Consider the following 14,565-nt stretch of genomic DNA (forward strand, 5'->3'; position numbering starts at 1 on the left):
TGCCTTTTCATTATATTTGTGTATAACCCTCAAAATAGTTTAATTATGTCAATTTCAGATTTATATTCCAGCGGAATACACAAAAGAGAATTAGGTCATTTTGCTAATATTGTAAAGATGGCTCAATCTGACAATATTGTAACTAATGAGGAGCAAGCTTTAATTGAAAGGATGAAGAGAAGGTTAAATATTACCGACTCCGAGTATGTAAAAGTGATCGAAAATCCGCAAGATTATCCCATGGTTCCTCCATTAGATTATAAAAACAGAATAGAGCATTTGTATAATTTGGTGAAGATGGTATTTGCAGACAGTGAAGTGACGGATGATCAAGTTGGCTTGCTGAATAAAATTACGATTGGTCTTGGTTTTTCAAAAGAGAATTATCAAGAAATAACAAAAGTGGCTATTGAGCAGTTTATGACCAATACCGAGTTAAAAGACTTTAGAACTGCTATTAAAGCAGTAAATTAGAAATAGAATTATTGAGTTGAATGCCGAACGTATGTTCGGCATTTTTTTTAATCAGAATAAATTGATAGAAGGAAAGCAATTTCAAGTATACAATGCTTCGGCGGGAAGTGGTAAAACCTTTACCCTAGTTAAAGAATATCTTAGAATATTATTGACTACCGATGATAAATATAGATTTCAAAATATATTAGCAATTACCTTTACTAATAAAGCCGCTGCAGAAATGAAAGAGCGTGTTTTAGAAAGCCTAAAGGGTATTTCTAGATCCGATACATATTTTATGCTTCAAATAATTGGAGAGGAATCTAATATTCCAAATTCAATTTTAAGAAATAGAGCGAAAAATGTGTTGCAAACTATTTTGCAGAATTACGGGGGGTTTAACATTACTACCATAGATAGTTTTACACATAAAATAATTAGAAGTTTTGCGTTCGATTTAGGTTTGTCTCTAAATTTTGAAGTAGAAATGGATGCTATTGGATTGTTAGATGAAGCTGTTGATGTTCTTATTTCTAAAATTGGAGAAGACAAATCTCTTACGGATGTTTTGATAAATTATTCTTTAGACAAAACGAATGATGATAAATCTTGGGATATTTCTAGAGATTTAAAAGAATTTGCGCGAATATTATTAAATGAAGATCATGCTAAGCAGTTAAGCGCCTTAGAAGAAAAAACGTTAGATGATTATACCAGTTTAAAAGAAAACCTTAGAAAAGAGCAACAAAGAATTCAAAAAAGAGGTGAGGAGATTGGGAATTCAGGGTTGGAGATCATTAATAATATGGGATTAGATTATAAAGATTTTTACTATAGTCTTATCCCTAAGCACTTTTTAAGTTTGGAACGGGACCTTGGAGCCACAAAGTTTTTCGATCAATCTAAATTAAAGGAACGAATTGAGGAGAGAAATTTTTATTCCAAATCAAAACCGGATGATATTAAAACTGCAATTGAATCGATTTTACAACCTTTGCTTGAATTGTATTCAGAATCAGAAGTTTTATATCAGAAATATGTTTTGAATGAATTGGTTTTAAAAAGTTTAATACCAATGGCTGTATTAAAACAAATAAACACTTCTCTAAATGAAATAAAAGATCAGAATAATATTAGATTGAATGCAGAGTTTAATCGATTGATTTCAGATCAGTTAAAAGATGAACCAGCACCTTTCATTTACGAGCGAATTGGAGAAAAATTCAGGTATTACTTTATTGATGAAATGCAGGATACTTCCGAATTGCAATGGCAGAATCTCATTCCGTTAATTGAGAACTCTCTGAGTTCTGAAACAATGGAAGGGTATCCTGGAAAATTGATGCTGGTAGGTGATGCAAAACAGGCTATTTATAGATGGCGAGGAGGAAAGGCTGAACAATTTATTCAATTGACGGAGCAGGATGAGGTTACTGTGTTTCCAGTAGAAAAAGAAGTAAAAAACCTAGCATATAATTATAGAAGTTCTGCGGAGATAGTTCAGTTTAACAATGCTTTCTTTACACATGTTTCTAATTTTTTTAAAAAGGACTCCTACAAACAATTATATGTGTCAGGAAATAATCAAAAGATTACGGATAAAGAAGGAGGATATGTTCAAGTATCTTTTGTAGATGAAACAGTATCTGAAGAAAAGGAGTTGGTGTATCCGAAAAAAGTACTTGAAATAATTGAAAAGTTAAAGTTAGAGATTGAACTTAGTGACATTTGTATTTTGGTTAGGACTAAAAAACAAGGAGTCGCTGTTTCAAAATTCTTGTTAGAGAATGAGGTTCCAATAATCTCTTCTGAAACAATGTTACTAAAGAACAATTCGTTAATCAGTTTTGTAATTGACGTTTTTACGTTTATAAATGAAAGTTTCAATAAAGAGGCTTTAGCTAATGCGCTTTGTTTCTTGAACAATGAACATCTTAATGTAGAAAATACACATTTGTTTTTGTCAGAAAGAATCGAATTATCTGGACAAGATTTATTTGATTCTCTTTTGAAATATAATATCAATTTTAATTTGAAGGAATTCGTAGGGTTGCCATTTTATGATGCTACAGAATATTTAATTCGTTCATTTAATCTGATGGATTATGATTTGGTTTTTATGCAATCTTTGCTAGATATTATTTTAGAATTTAAACAAAATAAAAATTCAGGAATTGGAGATTTCTTGGAATTTTGGAATCGAAAAAAAGATAGTTTTAGCGTCGTGATGCCAGAAGGGCAAAAAGCAGTGCAAATTATGACAATTCACAAGTCAAAGGGCTTAGAATTTCCAGTAGTGATTTTACCGTATGACTTAAACATTTATAGGGAAATTAACCCTAAAATTTGGTATAATAATCTTAGTTCAACTAGCTATTCAGATCTGGAATCTTCGTTAGTAGATTATTCTAAAAAAGTTAGGTATACCAGTACGTATGGGGCTCAGATTTATGAAGACCACCAAAATGAATTAGAATTAGATAATTTAAATTTACTTTATGTTGCCTTAACAAGACCGCAAGAGCGATTATATGTCATTACAAATGCTCAGAAAACATCGAGAGCGTTAAGGGATTCAAAATCATACTCCGATTTGTTTAACGACTTTTTACAAAACCATACAGAAAAGCAGTTAGATAGCAATGAAAGCAATTATGAATTTGGAGAGAAAACAAAGATTCAAATAGAAAACGAAAAAAATAAGGTATCTATTGTTTATCAAGATGAATTAATTTCTTCAAATTGGAAGAATCAAAACATATCCATCGTTACCAAGGCCTCTAATTTGTGGGATACGAAGCAAGAAGCATCTATTGAATATGGAAATTTAATTCACGAAATTTTATCAAAAATTAAAACGGAATCAGATATAGAAGATGTGCTTAAAACATATGCTAGAGAAGGGTTTTTAGATGATGAGTTTGGAGAAAAAGTAAAAGATATAATTGAAGCAGTGGTTAAGCATACTGAATTAAAGAAATACTATTCCGATGATTATGAAATTAAAAATGAACAAGAACTTCTTTCAAATGTGGGAGAGATACAAATTCCGGACAGACTTTGTGTTAAGGGTGGAAATGTTGTAGTTATCGATTATAAAACAGGGGAGCAACTATCAAAACATGAACAGCAAATAAGTAAATATGCATTAACACTCAGGTCATTAGGTTTTGAAATTGAAAGAGAAATATTAGTGTATTTAGGAAAAGAAATAACCGTTAAAGTAGTTTTGTAGTTTTTTAAGACTCTTAAAAAGAGCCTCTTAATTAAGTTAAAAAATTATGAAATCTATAGAATAGCCCTAGTTTTGTTAGATTTTGTTATATAATTTTTTATATTTGTTTTTGATTGTAGGCTTTTAGAGCTTATCTTTGTATTAAAATTAGGAAACAATTAAATTAAAATTTTTTTAAAATGAAACATTTAAGAATAGCTTTATTAGCTTTACTTGTGGTTGCTGGTTTTAGCAACGTAAATGCCCAGGATGAGGACAATCCTTGGGTGATTGGTTTCGGTATTAATGCCGTAGACTTTTATTCTGTTAACAATGCAGATTTAAAGAATATGAATATACCGACAGAAGGTCCTGCGGGAGGAAGTTGGTATGACCAATTCTTCAATGCTGAAGATAATTATAACGTTATCCCTTCATTATCTAGATTGTCTGTTGCTAAGCACCTAAACGGAAACTTTTCATTGGAGTTTGCAGGGTCATTAAACAAAATTTCTAAAATTGGAAAGTATGAGGTAGATGACTTGTCTTATTACGGTGTTGATGCTGGTATTAAGTATAGTTTTGCTGAATTATTAGGTCTTGAAAAATTAGAGCCTTACGGAACAGTTGGTGGAGGTTACACTTGGATGGATTCAAATGGTGCAGGAACTTTAAATGGTGGAGCTGGTTTAAACTACTGGTTTAATGACCATTTAGGTTTAAATGCTCAGGCTAATTATAAGCATGCTTTTGATGATGCTAATGTAGCACAACACTGGCAACATTCTTTTGGATTATTAGTTAAATTCGGAGGTAAAGATGCTGACGGTGACGGAGTATATGATAAGAATGACGCTTGTCCAGATGTATTTGGTTTAGAGGAGTTCAACGGATGCCCTGACACTGACGGTGACGGAATCATTGATTCTGAAGATGCTTGTCCTGACGCTGCAGGAGATGCTGCAAATGATGGTTGTCCAGATTCTGATGGCGACGGTGTAGCTGATAATAAAGATGCATGTCCTGATGCTGCCGGTCCTACTGCAAACAACGGATGCCCATGGGGTGACGCTGATGAAGATGGAATCAACGATAACGAAGATAAGTGTCCAAATGAAGCAGGTCCTGCTTCAAACAACGGATGTCCATTTACGGATACTGATGGCGATGGTATAGCTGATAAAGATGATAATTGTCCAGAGGATGCTGGTTCTGCAGCAAACAACGGATGTCCTGAAGTTCCAGAATCTGTTAAAGAGGCGTTAAGAGCTTATGCTAAGACAATTGTATTTGATACAGGGAAAGAAACAATTAAGGATACTTCTGCGGATGTTTTAGAAAAGATTGTTGCTGTAATGAAAGATTACCCACAAGAGAAGTTTGTTGTTGAAGGTCATACTGACAATGTTGGATCTGAAGCAAACAACCAAAAGTTATCTGAAAGAAGAGCAGAATCTGTTTTAGCTTACTTGCTTTCTAAAGGAGTAAGTAGCGATAATTTAAGTTCTAAGGGTTACGGAGAATCTAACCCTATTCATTCTAATGATACTAGAGAAGGAAGAAGAGCGAACAGAAGAGTTGAAATCAAACACTTCAAATAAGAAAGAATCAATTAGAATTATTCTATAAATAATAAAAGCCGACTGTTTTCAGTCGGCTTTTTTATTTTAACAATAGAGGTCTTTTTAGAGACTCTAATTACCCCCATTAGCTAGTTAGTATTGAATCGGAGATGTTGACTTGTAAGTGTACTATTCTATTTTTATTAAATGGTGTCTTATAAAGAACTGATAAACTTAAACACCAGAGTAAGGTTTTGTTTATATACAGAAATTGAGTGGCCTGTTTGATTTAATCTAGGATGATATTTAGTTCAGTAGAATAATCAGGATGTAGTATTTTTAGATGTTGTTAGAAACTTATATATTATATAAATAGCAAGAGCCCTAGAAACGAGTCTAGGACTCTTTTTACTTTAATGACGTTTCTCTGTCTAAATAATTATAAATTCAAATTAAATCCTAACCCGAAAACTTCTCTAACTTGAAAGCCTTCAAATGAATTATCATCATAAATTGTTTGAACAGTGAAATCAGTAGATAGCCAGTCATTAATTTTCATTTCAATATCTAAAGTGTAATCAATATCAATATTTTGAGGATCTTCCAAATAGTTAGAATATAGCATTATTAAATTTTCCACAGTAATATTTTTGGCAAGAGTAAATGTGTATCCAACTCTAATATTCATACCTAACTCATATAATAAATTGTCTCCAGGGTCTACACCAAAAGTTTCGACATCGTTACTAGATTCATAAAAAACATTGGAAGAATCATCATCATTATATGTCCATATTTCACTAGTTAAGAAGGTTAATTTAGAAGTAATAGGCGCAATATTAACATAAAATCTATCACTTTTTTTCCACAAGAAACCTGGACCAAATTGCCAATACGCAGGTTTAAACAATCCAGATGTCGGATAGTTTTCGTTGTCTTCACCAGGGTTTTGATCTAAAAAATCATCTTCATAATCATATCCATCTGTAAATTGAGTTTTAAAGTTCATAAAAAATGAAAAATTCCAATACTCTTTTTTCATCGCTCTACTTAAAATTGAATTCAATTCAATTCTGTCATCCGATTTCCTAGTACCGTCGTCTTCAGTATTGGTTAAGCCATATCCTAATAACAATTTGTTGTCTAAACTCCAAACATCTTTGGTATAGTTAAAGTTATAATTAACCTTTAAGTTCCCAGCAAAACTGTTATCTCCACCTGCTTGCCAATTAGAAAAAGCAGATTGGTTTATCAATAAAGAAATTTTTCCTGAAGTTCTCCATCCTTGTAGAGAATCAATAGCTTGGTCCGATTGGCTATATCCAATTGCAGAAATACCCATTACTAGAATAAGAGTAATTAGTCGTTTCATTTTAATAGAAATTTTTTTGTTATTACAAATATAACTAATCTATAAAAATAATAAGAACTATTTTTTTGCTTTAAATAAGGGTACAGTAGAGCAAGCTTCACCAAACATAATTGACCTCGCAACGTGTGTTAATCTTGACATTAGTAAAGTATAGGCTGAATCTGGAATAGGTTTGTTAGAACACCCTTTAATAATAACTGGCTTGCCTGTGAATTGTTCTATGGGTAAATTCGAAATTACATTCTGAAAAATACTTGTTTCTAATTGTATTAAATCACCAACAACTACCAATGGTGAATACCTAGAAAGATTAGAAGTAATTAATAAATATGCCCATGATGGTATGATGGCATCAGCGCTACAAGTTAGTGCTACATAACTGTTCTTATATTGACTCCAATCATGACTTTTAACATATGCTCTAAAGTCTTTCTCTTTTAAAATAAGTTCCTCAAAAAGCCAATCTTTAATATCAAAAACAACGCGCTTTCCTTCAGGATAATATTCCTCTAAATCAATAGTAATTAAACTGCTTTCAGTAACTTTGTTTCTAATTTCGCTCATAATTTTACAAAAAACCTAATTCTAACTTGGCTTCTTCGCTCATCATATCTTGAGTCCATGTAGGATCAAAAGTAATTTCTACTTCGCAGTTTTTTACTTCTTCTAAAGTCTTCACTTTTTCTTCTACCTCTACAGGTAAGGTTTCGGCAACCGGGCAGTTAGGAGAAGTTAAAGTCATTAAGATTTTAACATCATTATCTTCGTTAACCATAACATCATAAATTAATCCCAATTCGTAGATGTCTACTGGAATTTCTGGATCAAAAATGCTTTTTAATACAACTACAATCTTATCTCCTAAATCTTGTACATCTTCTTGATTCATACTCTTTATTCTTATTTTGTTAATTTGCTTTGATAGCCTAAAGCATATAGTTTTATTTTTTTAATCATAGAAACCAATCCATTAGCTCTAGTTGGAGATAAATGTTCCTTTAAACCAATAACATTTATAAATTCGGTATCAGCACTTAAAATGTCTGCAGGTTCTTGGTCGGAAAAAACACGCAATAATAACGCTACTATTCCTTTTGTTAGAATGGCATCACTATCTGCTTTAAATACAACTTTATCGCCTTCTAATTGTCCATCAATCCAAACTTTAGATTGGCAACCTTTTATGATATTTTCATCAATTTTTTTTGAAGGATCAATAAGTTGCAAAGATTTTCCTAAATCAATAATATATTCATAGCGTTCCATCCAATCATCAAACACTGAGAATTCATCAATAATTTCTTCTTGTATTTCTTTGATAGTCATTTTTTAAACTTAATTTTGCAAGATTAAATATCGGCACAAAAATAGTCTTTATAATTAATAAAAAAGGTCTTTAGTAGTGCAGAATTAAAAGAAGTATGACAAAATTATTAGCAGTTGGTACAGTGGCGTTTGACGCTATAGAAACACCATTTGGAAAGACGGATAAAATATTAGGCGGCTCAGGAACTTTTGTCGGTTTGGCAGCTTCTAAATTTGGTGTAGAAACAGGAGTCGTTTCTGTTGTTGGAGGAGATTTTCCGCAATCGTATTTGGATATGATGAATACCAACGGTATAAATACTGACGGAGTTGAAATTGTTAAAGAAGGAAAGACATTTTTTTGGAGTGGTAAGTATCATAATGATATGAACTCTAGAGATACTTTGGTAACAGAGTTGAATGTATTGGAGTATTTCCAACCTGTAGTTCCTTCAACTTTTAAAGATTCGGAAATTGTAATGTTAGGTAATTTGCATCCGTTGACACAAGCATCAGTGTTAGATCAGTTAAATGGAACTCCAAAACTAGTTGTATTAGATACCATGAATTTTTGGATGGATATTGCTTTAGATGATTTGCATTCAGTTTTAAAACGTGTGGATGTAATTACTATTAATGATGAAGAAGCACGTCAATTAAGTGGAGAATATTCTTTAGTAAACGCAGCAAAGAAGATTCATACTATGGGTCCTAAATATGTGGTTATTAAAAAAGGAGAGCACGGAGCTTTACTATTTAGCGAAGATTCAATGTTCTATGCACCAGCTTTACCATTAGCAGAGGTTTTTGACCCAACAGGGGCAGGAGATACCTTTGCAGGAGGTTTTTGTGGTTATTTGGCAAAAACGAGAAACATCTCTTTTGAGAATATGAAAAATGCCATAATATACGGTTCTAATTTAGCATCATTCTGTGTTGAAAAATTCGGGACAGAGCGTATGGTAGACTTGAAGAACGAAGAAATTGAAACGCGTTTGCATGCCTTTAAGGAGCTGACGCAGTTCGAAATAGAATCATAATAATTATTTAAAATTCCGCCGCGCGCGGAATTTTTATTTTGAAAAAATATTAAAATACAACAAACACAATACAACAAAAATGAGTGACGCTATTAAACATGAATGTGGAATTGCCGTTTTAAGATTGTTAAAACCTCTTGAATTTTATAAGAAAAAATACGGGAGTTCTTTCTACGGAATTAACAAGATGTATTTATTGATGGAAAAACAGCATAACCGTGGACAGGATGGTGCTGGTTTTGCAAGTGTAAAATTTGATATGGAACCGGGGCAACGTTATATTAGTAGAGTACGTTCTAATCAGCCACAACCGATACAAGATATTTTTGCTCAAATAAATGACCGACTTAATAATGTAATGTTGGAGTACCCTGAAAAGAAGGATGACATTGCATGGCAAAAAGAGAATATGCCGTATTTGGCCGAATTGAATTTAGGGCACGTACGTTATGGAACTTTTGGTAAGAATAGTATTGAGAGCGTTCATCCATTTTTGCGTCAGAATAACTGGAAGCATAAAAATCTAATTGTAGCAGGTAATTTTAACTTGACGAATTCTAACCAAATCATGCAAGAATTGATTGAGTTAGGGCAGCATCCAAAAGAAAATACGGATACTGTTACGGTAATGGAAAAAATTGGTCATTTCTTAGATGATGAGGTGGAGCAAATGTACCAGGAATATAAAAGTAAAGGGGTAGATAAAAAAGCAGCGACCGATTTAATTGCGGCGAACTTAAACGTAGAAAACGTTTTACAACGTGCGGCTAAAAGTTGGGATGGTGGTTATGCAATGGCTGGACTAATTGGACATGGAGATGCATTTGTATTGCGTGATCCAGCGGGAATCAGACCTTGTTATTTTTATAAAGATGATGAAGTTGTTGTTGTGGCATCAGAAAGACCCGTGATTCAGACTGTATTTAATGTTGATATTGAAAATATCAAAGAGCTAGATAGAGGACATGCACTCATCATTAAAAAGAACGGAGACACAAGTGTAAAACCTGTTTTAGAGCAATTACCTAAGAAATCTTGTTCTTTTGAACGTATTTATTTCTCTAGGGGATCTGATGCTGATATTTATCAGGAGCGTAAGAACCTTGGTAAAAATGTATTTCCTCAAATTTTAAAATCGATTAATGATGATGTAGAAAACTCTGTATTTTCATTTATACCGAATACTGCAGAAACATCTTTTTACGGAATGTTTGAAGCAGCTGAAGATTTTTTAAATCAACAAAAAACAAAGACTTTATTAGATGGAAATCATAATTTATCTGCTCAAAAGGTAACAGAAGTTTTATCTGTTAGACCAAGAATGGAAAAGATTGCCGTTAAGGATGTTAAATTGAGAACTTTTATTGCTGATGACAATTCTCGTGACGATTTAGTAGCACACGTATATGATGTTACCTACGGAGTAGTAAAACCAACAGATAACCTTGTTATTATTGATGATAGTATTGTAAGGGGAACGACTTTAAAGAAAAGTATTATTAGAATATTGGATAGATTAAGTCCAAAGAAAATCGTAATTGTTTCTTCTGCTCCTCAAATTCGTTATCCAGATTGTTATGGAATTGACATGGCAAAAATTGGTGATTTTATTGCATTTAAGGCGGCTGTTGAATTGTTAAAAGAAACAAATCAAAGTAATATTATAGATGAGGTTTACGCTAAATGTAAGCAGCAGAAGGAATTAGGGGATGCCGAAATTCAAAATTTTGTAAAAGAAATCTATGTACCATTTACGGATCAGCAGATTTCGGATAAAATTGCAGAGATGCTGAAAACAGAAGAAATCACTTCCGATGTTGAGGTTATTTATCAAACGGTTGATAATTTACACAAGGCATGTCCAGATCATACCGGAGATTGGTATTTTACAGGAGATTATCCGACACCTGGAGGAAATAGAGTTGTAAATTCAGCCTTTATAAATTACTATGAGGGATCTGATGCGCGAGCTTATTAGTTAAAAGAGTAATTAAAAATAAAAAACCCGAACGCATTGTTCGGGTTTTTTATTTTCGAAGAATCATGAATTGAAAAAACATCTAGAAATCAACTCATCATTTCAAATCAACACTTCATCATTCTTATAAATCAATACGGTAAATATTTGCACAAACATTATTTAGAATAAAGTATATTTGAAGAAACAAAATCAAAAATTACTATCATGACTTCAACAATTATTATCATAGCCGTTATTGCAGTAGTGCTTTTAATGCTCATTTCATTTTACAACAAGCTTGTAAAATTACGCAACAACAGAGAAAACGCTTTTGCAGATATCGATGTGCAATTAAAGCAGCGACATGACCTTATTCCGCAGTTAGTTGAAACTGTAAAAGGTTATATGAAACACGAAGAAAAAGTATTAACAAATGTTACTGCTGCAAGAGCAGGTGCCTTAAATGCGGGATCTATCAATGAGAAAATTGCGGCAGAGAATCAATTATCGACTGCTTTAAGCGGTTTGAATATTGCTGTTGAGGCCTATCCGGATTTAAAAGCAAGCACTAATTTTATGCAGTTACAAGAAGAGATTTCTGACGTAGAAAATAAATTATCTGCGGTAAGAAGATTCTTTAATTCTGCTACCAAAGAATACAATAATGCGGTTCAAACATTCCCATCTAATATTATTGCTGGTATGTTCTCATTCAACAAAGAATCTATGTTTGATGTTGGTATTGCAGAAAGAGCAAAATTAGACGAAGCACCTAAAGTTAGTTTTTAATTAAATGAAGTACGTTGGGTTACAATCTCAAATAAGTAGTAATAATTTTAAATCAGTTCTACTACTTATCGCTTTTCCTTTGCTTTTACTGGGACTCGTTTGGTTGTTCTTTTTCTTTACCAATTTTTACTTTGTAGAGGAAGGAAGTGCTACGAGTATTGATACAGTAAATAATGGATTTATCCACACGATTCCTTTTGTTTCAATTGGAGTTTCTATTTGGTTTTTAATTGCTTGGTTTTCACACTCGGCCATGATTCGAAAAGCAACGGGGTCAAAACCATTAGAACGAAAAAACAATAAGCGCATCTATAATTTGGTAGAGAACCTAGCCATGTCTAGGGGAATGAAAACTCCGAAGATCTATATCATAGAAGACGATTCTTTAAATGCTTTTGCTAGTGGGTTAAGTGAAAAAACTTTTGCAGTCACTTTTTCGAGAGGGTTGATTGATAAATTAGATGATGATGAACTGGAAGGAGTTATCGCACATGAATTAACTCATATCATCAATAGAGATGTACGCTTATTAATTATCTCCATCATTTTTGTAGGAATCTTTTCATTTATTACCGAAATCGCTTTTAGAACAGTTTTATATGGCGGTGGAAGAAGTAGTGGTAAAAAAGAAGGAGGCGGTGCTGTATTTATCATTTTGGCATTAGGAGTAGTAGGAATGATATTATCATCTTTTTTCAGGTTTGCATTGTCTAGAAAAAGGGAATATTTAGCCGATGCAGGTGCTGCGGAAATGACTAAAAAACCCTTAGCCTTGGCAAGTGCCTTACGCAAAATTTCTAATGATCCATGGATTGAGGCAGTGAAACGAGAAGATGTAGCACAAATGTTTATAGATCATCCTTCTAAGAAACATAAGAATCGTGGATTGGCAAATGCATTTAATGGCTTGTTTGCAACACATCCGCCAATTAAAAAACGAATTGATATTTTAGAACAATTTTAAACACCCACCTTTTTCCTCCCTGAAGGAAGGATTAATTAGTTATTACCCCCTTGAGGGGATTATAGTGGTGTTTATAACAAAAAACCCGAAGCAATGCTCCGGGTTTTTATTATTTCAACAAGAAATTATTTTCCCGCAGCGTAATTTGCTGATACCTTAGCCCAATCAATTACATTAAAAAATGCATTGATATAGTCTGGTCTACGGTTTTGATAGTTTAGGTAGTAAGCATGCTCCCAAACATCCAATCCTAAAATTGGTTGGTTACCGCAAGTAACTCCTGGCATTGTTGGGTTGTCTTGGTTTGGTGTAGAACAAACTGTAACTCCACCTCCTTTAACAACGCATAACCAAGCCCATCCTGAACCGAATTGGGTAGCAGCAGCGCTTGAAAAAGCATCTTTAAAGGCTTCAAAAGAACCAAACTCAGCATTGATAGCCTCAGCTAACTCTCCTGTTGGCTCTCCTCCTCCATTTGAAGACATTACTTCCCAAAACAAACGGTGATTATAAAATCCTCCTCCATTATTTCTAACAGCTCCATTGCTCATATCTAAGTTAGATAAAATTTCTTCGATAGATTTTCCTTCTAAGTCAGTTCCTGCGACTGCAGCATTTAATTTACTTGTATATCCAGCATGGTGTTTTCCATGGTGAATCTCCATTGTTCTTGCATCTATATGTGGTTCTAACGCATCATAAGCGTATCCTAATTCTGGTAATTCAAAAGCCATAATTTTTGTTTTTTAATGTTGTAAAAAATTTTCTAGGCCAAAGGTACGCAACAAAACTCAATCGTGGAAATTGATTGTTTTTATAAAACTATTAATAAAGTCTATACATAATTATTAATAGTTGGCATCCTCAGGATACATTGCCATAAAGCCTTCAGCATCAGCAACCATATTTTTACTACCACAGAAAAATGGTACTCTTTGGTGTAATTCAGTTGGTTTAATTTCCATGATACGCTTATAACCATCCGTTGCTACTCCATTTGCCTGTTCTGCTAAAAAGGCCATTGGATTACATTCGTATAACAAACGTAACTTTCCTTTTGGAGCTTTAGAACTTGTTGGATATAAATAAACACCTCCTTTAATCATATTTCTATGAAAATCCGATACAAGAGATCCAATATATCTTGATGTATATGGACGATTATCTACTTCTTCTTGACAAAATTTTAAGTAATCTTTTACGCCCTGTGGAAAATGAACATAATTTCCTTCGTTGATAGAATAAATGTTCCCGTCATCAGGAAAGGACATATTTGGATGTGATAAATAGAAAGTTCCTATTGCAGGGTTTAGTGTAAATCCATTAACTCCATGCCCTGTTGTATATACCAACATGGTTGAAGTACCATAAACCACATAACCCGCTGCTACTTGTTTGGTGCCTTCTTGTAAAAAATCTTCTAACTGTACCGGAGTTCCTATCGGTGTAACTCTATGATAAATTGAGAAAATAGTTCCAACAGACACATTTACATCAACATTTGATGATCCATCTAATGGATCAATCAATACTACATATTTATTATTATGCCCTCCATTATTACTTTCAATGGCAACAAAATCATCTTCTTCTTCACTTGCAACACCACAAACAATTTGTCTATTTGTAAGGGTTTGCATAAAGATATCATTGGCGTATACATCTAGTTTTTGTTGGTCTTCTCCTTGAATGTTAGTTTCACCCACAGCACCTAAAATATCAACCAAACCGGCTTTATTTACTTCGTGATTTACTACTTTTGCTGCTAATCGGATCGAATTTATCAATCTGGAAAGTTCCCCAGAAGAGTATTGAAAATGCTTTTGATTGTCAATTATGAATTCTCCTAGCGTGGTGTGTTTTTGAGACATAGCTGCGTTCAAATTTTTTACAAATATCGTTT

Annotated in this window: 13 protein-coding genes; 7 read left to right on the forward strand and 6 right to left on the reverse strand. The window is 33.1% G+C overall.

Annotation, left to right across the window (positions count from 1 at the left end; all coding sequences use genetic code 11):
- Positions 1-45: 45 nt before the first annotated feature.
- The 3 genes from RM519_RS13080 (at position 46) to RM519_RS13090 (ending at position 5,271) form a co-directional block, all read left to right on the forward strand.
- Positions 46-474 (forward strand): tellurite resistance TerB family protein, encoded by a 429-nt coding sequence (locus RM519_RS13080; protein ID WP_311594270.1) that lies wholly within the window; start codon positions 46-48, stop codon positions 472-474.
- A gap of 61 nt (positions 475-535) precedes the next feature.
- Positions 536-3,691 (forward strand): UvrD-helicase domain-containing protein, encoded by a 3,156-nt coding sequence (locus tag RM519_RS13085; RefSeq protein WP_311594271.1) that lies wholly within the window; start codon positions 536-538, stop codon positions 3,689-3,691.
- Positions 3,692-3,870: 179 nt separating this feature from the next.
- Positions 3,871-5,271 carry an OmpA family protein gene (locus tag RM519_RS13090; protein WP_311594272.1) on the forward strand — a complete coding sequence of 467 codons (1,401 nt, stop codon included), beginning with the start codon at positions 3,871-3,873 and terminating at the stop codon, positions 5,269-5,271.
- A gap of 400 nt (positions 5,272-5,671) precedes the next feature.
- On the opposite strand, the gene RM519_RS13095 is transcribed toward RM519_RS13090, so the two are convergent.
- From RM519_RS13095 to RM519_RS13110, 4 genes are read right to left on the reverse strand one after another with little or no spacing between them, the layout of a single operon-like run.
- Positions 5,672-6,604, reverse strand: a complete 933-nt coding sequence (locus RM519_RS13095) for a DUF3078 domain-containing protein (RefSeq protein WP_311594273.1) — start codon at positions 6,602-6,604, stop codon at positions 5,672-5,674.
- Between the two features lie 57 nt (positions 6,605-6,661).
- Positions 6,662-7,171: a DUF2480 family protein gene (locus tag RM519_RS13100; RefSeq protein ID WP_311594351.1), complete on the reverse strand. Its 510-nt coding sequence runs from the start codon at positions 7,169-7,171 to the stop codon at positions 6,662-6,664.
- Position 7,172: 1 nt separating this feature from the next.
- Positions 7,173-7,493 (reverse strand): SUF system Fe-S cluster assembly protein, encoded by a 321-nt coding sequence (locus RM519_RS13105; protein ID WP_311594274.1) that lies wholly within the window; start codon positions 7,491-7,493, stop codon positions 7,173-7,175.
- Between the two features lie 11 nt (positions 7,494-7,504).
- Positions 7,505-7,930 (reverse strand): SufE family protein, encoded by a 426-nt coding sequence (locus RM519_RS13110; protein ID WP_311594275.1) that lies wholly within the window; start codon positions 7,928-7,930, stop codon positions 7,505-7,507.
- Positions 7,931-8,025: 95 nt separating this feature from the next.
- Here RM519_RS13110 and RM519_RS13115 point away from each other — a divergent pair, with 95 nt between their 5' ends.
- The 4 genes from RM519_RS13115 (at position 8,026) to RM519_RS13130 (ending at position 12,662) form a co-directional block, all read left to right on the forward strand.
- Positions 8,026-8,949, forward strand: coding sequence for a PfkB family carbohydrate kinase (locus RM519_RS13115; protein WP_311594276.1), 924 nt, complete (start codon positions 8,026-8,028; stop codon positions 8,947-8,949).
- 79 nt (positions 8,950-9,028) lie between these two features.
- Positions 9,029-10,927 (forward strand): amidophosphoribosyltransferase, encoded by a 1,899-nt coding sequence (locus RM519_RS13120; RefSeq protein ID WP_311594277.1) that lies wholly within the window; start codon positions 9,029-9,031, stop codon positions 10,925-10,927.
- 207 nt (positions 10,928-11,134) lie between these two features.
- A complete protein-coding gene (locus RM519_RS13125; protein WP_311594278.1) occupies positions 11,135-11,698 on the forward strand; it encodes a LemA family protein in 564 nt (187 codons plus the stop codon).
- Between the two features lie 4 nt (positions 11,699-11,702).
- Entirely contained in the window at positions 11,703-12,662 is a 960-nt protein-coding gene (locus RM519_RS13130) for a M48 family metallopeptidase (protein WP_311594279.1), read from the forward strand.
- A gap of 125 nt (positions 12,663-12,787) precedes the next feature.
- On the opposite strand, the gene RM519_RS13135 is transcribed toward RM519_RS13130, so the two are convergent.
- Both RM519_RS13135 and fbp read right to left on the reverse strand, forming a co-directional pair.
- The gene (locus tag RM519_RS13135) at positions 12,788-13,396 is read right to left on the reverse strand and encodes a superoxide dismutase (protein WP_311594280.1); all 609 of its coding nucleotides are present in this window, start codon (positions 13,394-13,396) and stop codon (positions 12,788-12,790) included.
- 114 nt (positions 13,397-13,510) lie between these two features.
- A complete protein-coding gene (gene fbp / locus RM519_RS13140; protein ID WP_311594281.1) occupies positions 13,511-14,533 on the reverse strand; it encodes a class 1 fructose-bisphosphatase in 1,023 nt (340 codons plus the stop codon).
- Between the last annotated feature and the right edge of the window lie 32 nt (positions 14,534-14,565).

It is taken from the genome of Urechidicola vernalis, from assembly GCF_031846385.1.
GTDB lineage: Bacteria > Bacteroidota > Bacteroidia > Flavobacteriales > Flavobacteriaceae > Urechidicola > Urechidicola vernalis.

Bases quoted from the DNA above. Each gene is read 5' to 3' on its own strand.
- RM519_RS13080 (WP_311594270.1), top strand. From the start codon at position 46: ATGTCAATTTCAGATTTATATTCCAGCGGAATACACAAAAGAGAATTA.
- RM519_RS13090 (WP_311594272.1), top strand. From the start codon at position 3,871: ATGAAACATTTAAGAATAGCTTTATTAGCTTTACTTGTGGTTGCTGGT.
- RM519_RS13095 (WP_311594273.1), bottom strand. From the start codon at position 6,604: ATGAAACGACTAATTACTCTTATTCTAGTAATGGGTATTTCTGCAATT.
- RM519_RS13105 (WP_311594274.1), bottom strand. From the start codon at position 7,493: ATGAATCAAGAAGATGTACAAGATTTAGGAGATAAGATTGTAGTTGTA.
- RM519_RS13110 (WP_311594275.1), bottom strand. From the start codon at position 7,930: ATGACTATCAAAGAAATACAAGAAGAAATTATTGATGAATTCTCAGTG.
- RM519_RS13115 (WP_311594276.1), top strand. From the start codon at position 8,026: ATGACAAAATTATTAGCAGTTGGTACAGTGGCGTTTGACGCTATAGAA.
- RM519_RS13120 (WP_311594277.1), top strand. From the start codon at position 9,029: ATGAGTGACGCTATTAAACATGAATGTGGAATTGCCGTTTTAAGATTG.
- RM519_RS13125 (WP_311594278.1), top strand. From the start codon at position 11,135: ATGACTTCAACAATTATTATCATAGCCGTTATTGCAGTAGTGCTTTTA.
- RM519_RS13130 (WP_311594279.1), top strand. From the start codon at position 11,703: ATGAAGTACGTTGGGTTACAATCTCAAATAAGTAGTAATAATTTTAAA.
- RM519_RS13135 (WP_311594280.1), bottom strand. From the start codon at position 13,396: ATGGCTTTTGAATTACCAGAATTAGGATACGCTTATGATGCGTTAGAA.
- fbp (WP_311594281.1), bottom strand. From the start codon at position 14,533: ATGTCTCAAAAACACACCACGCTAGGAGAATTCATAATTGACAATCAA.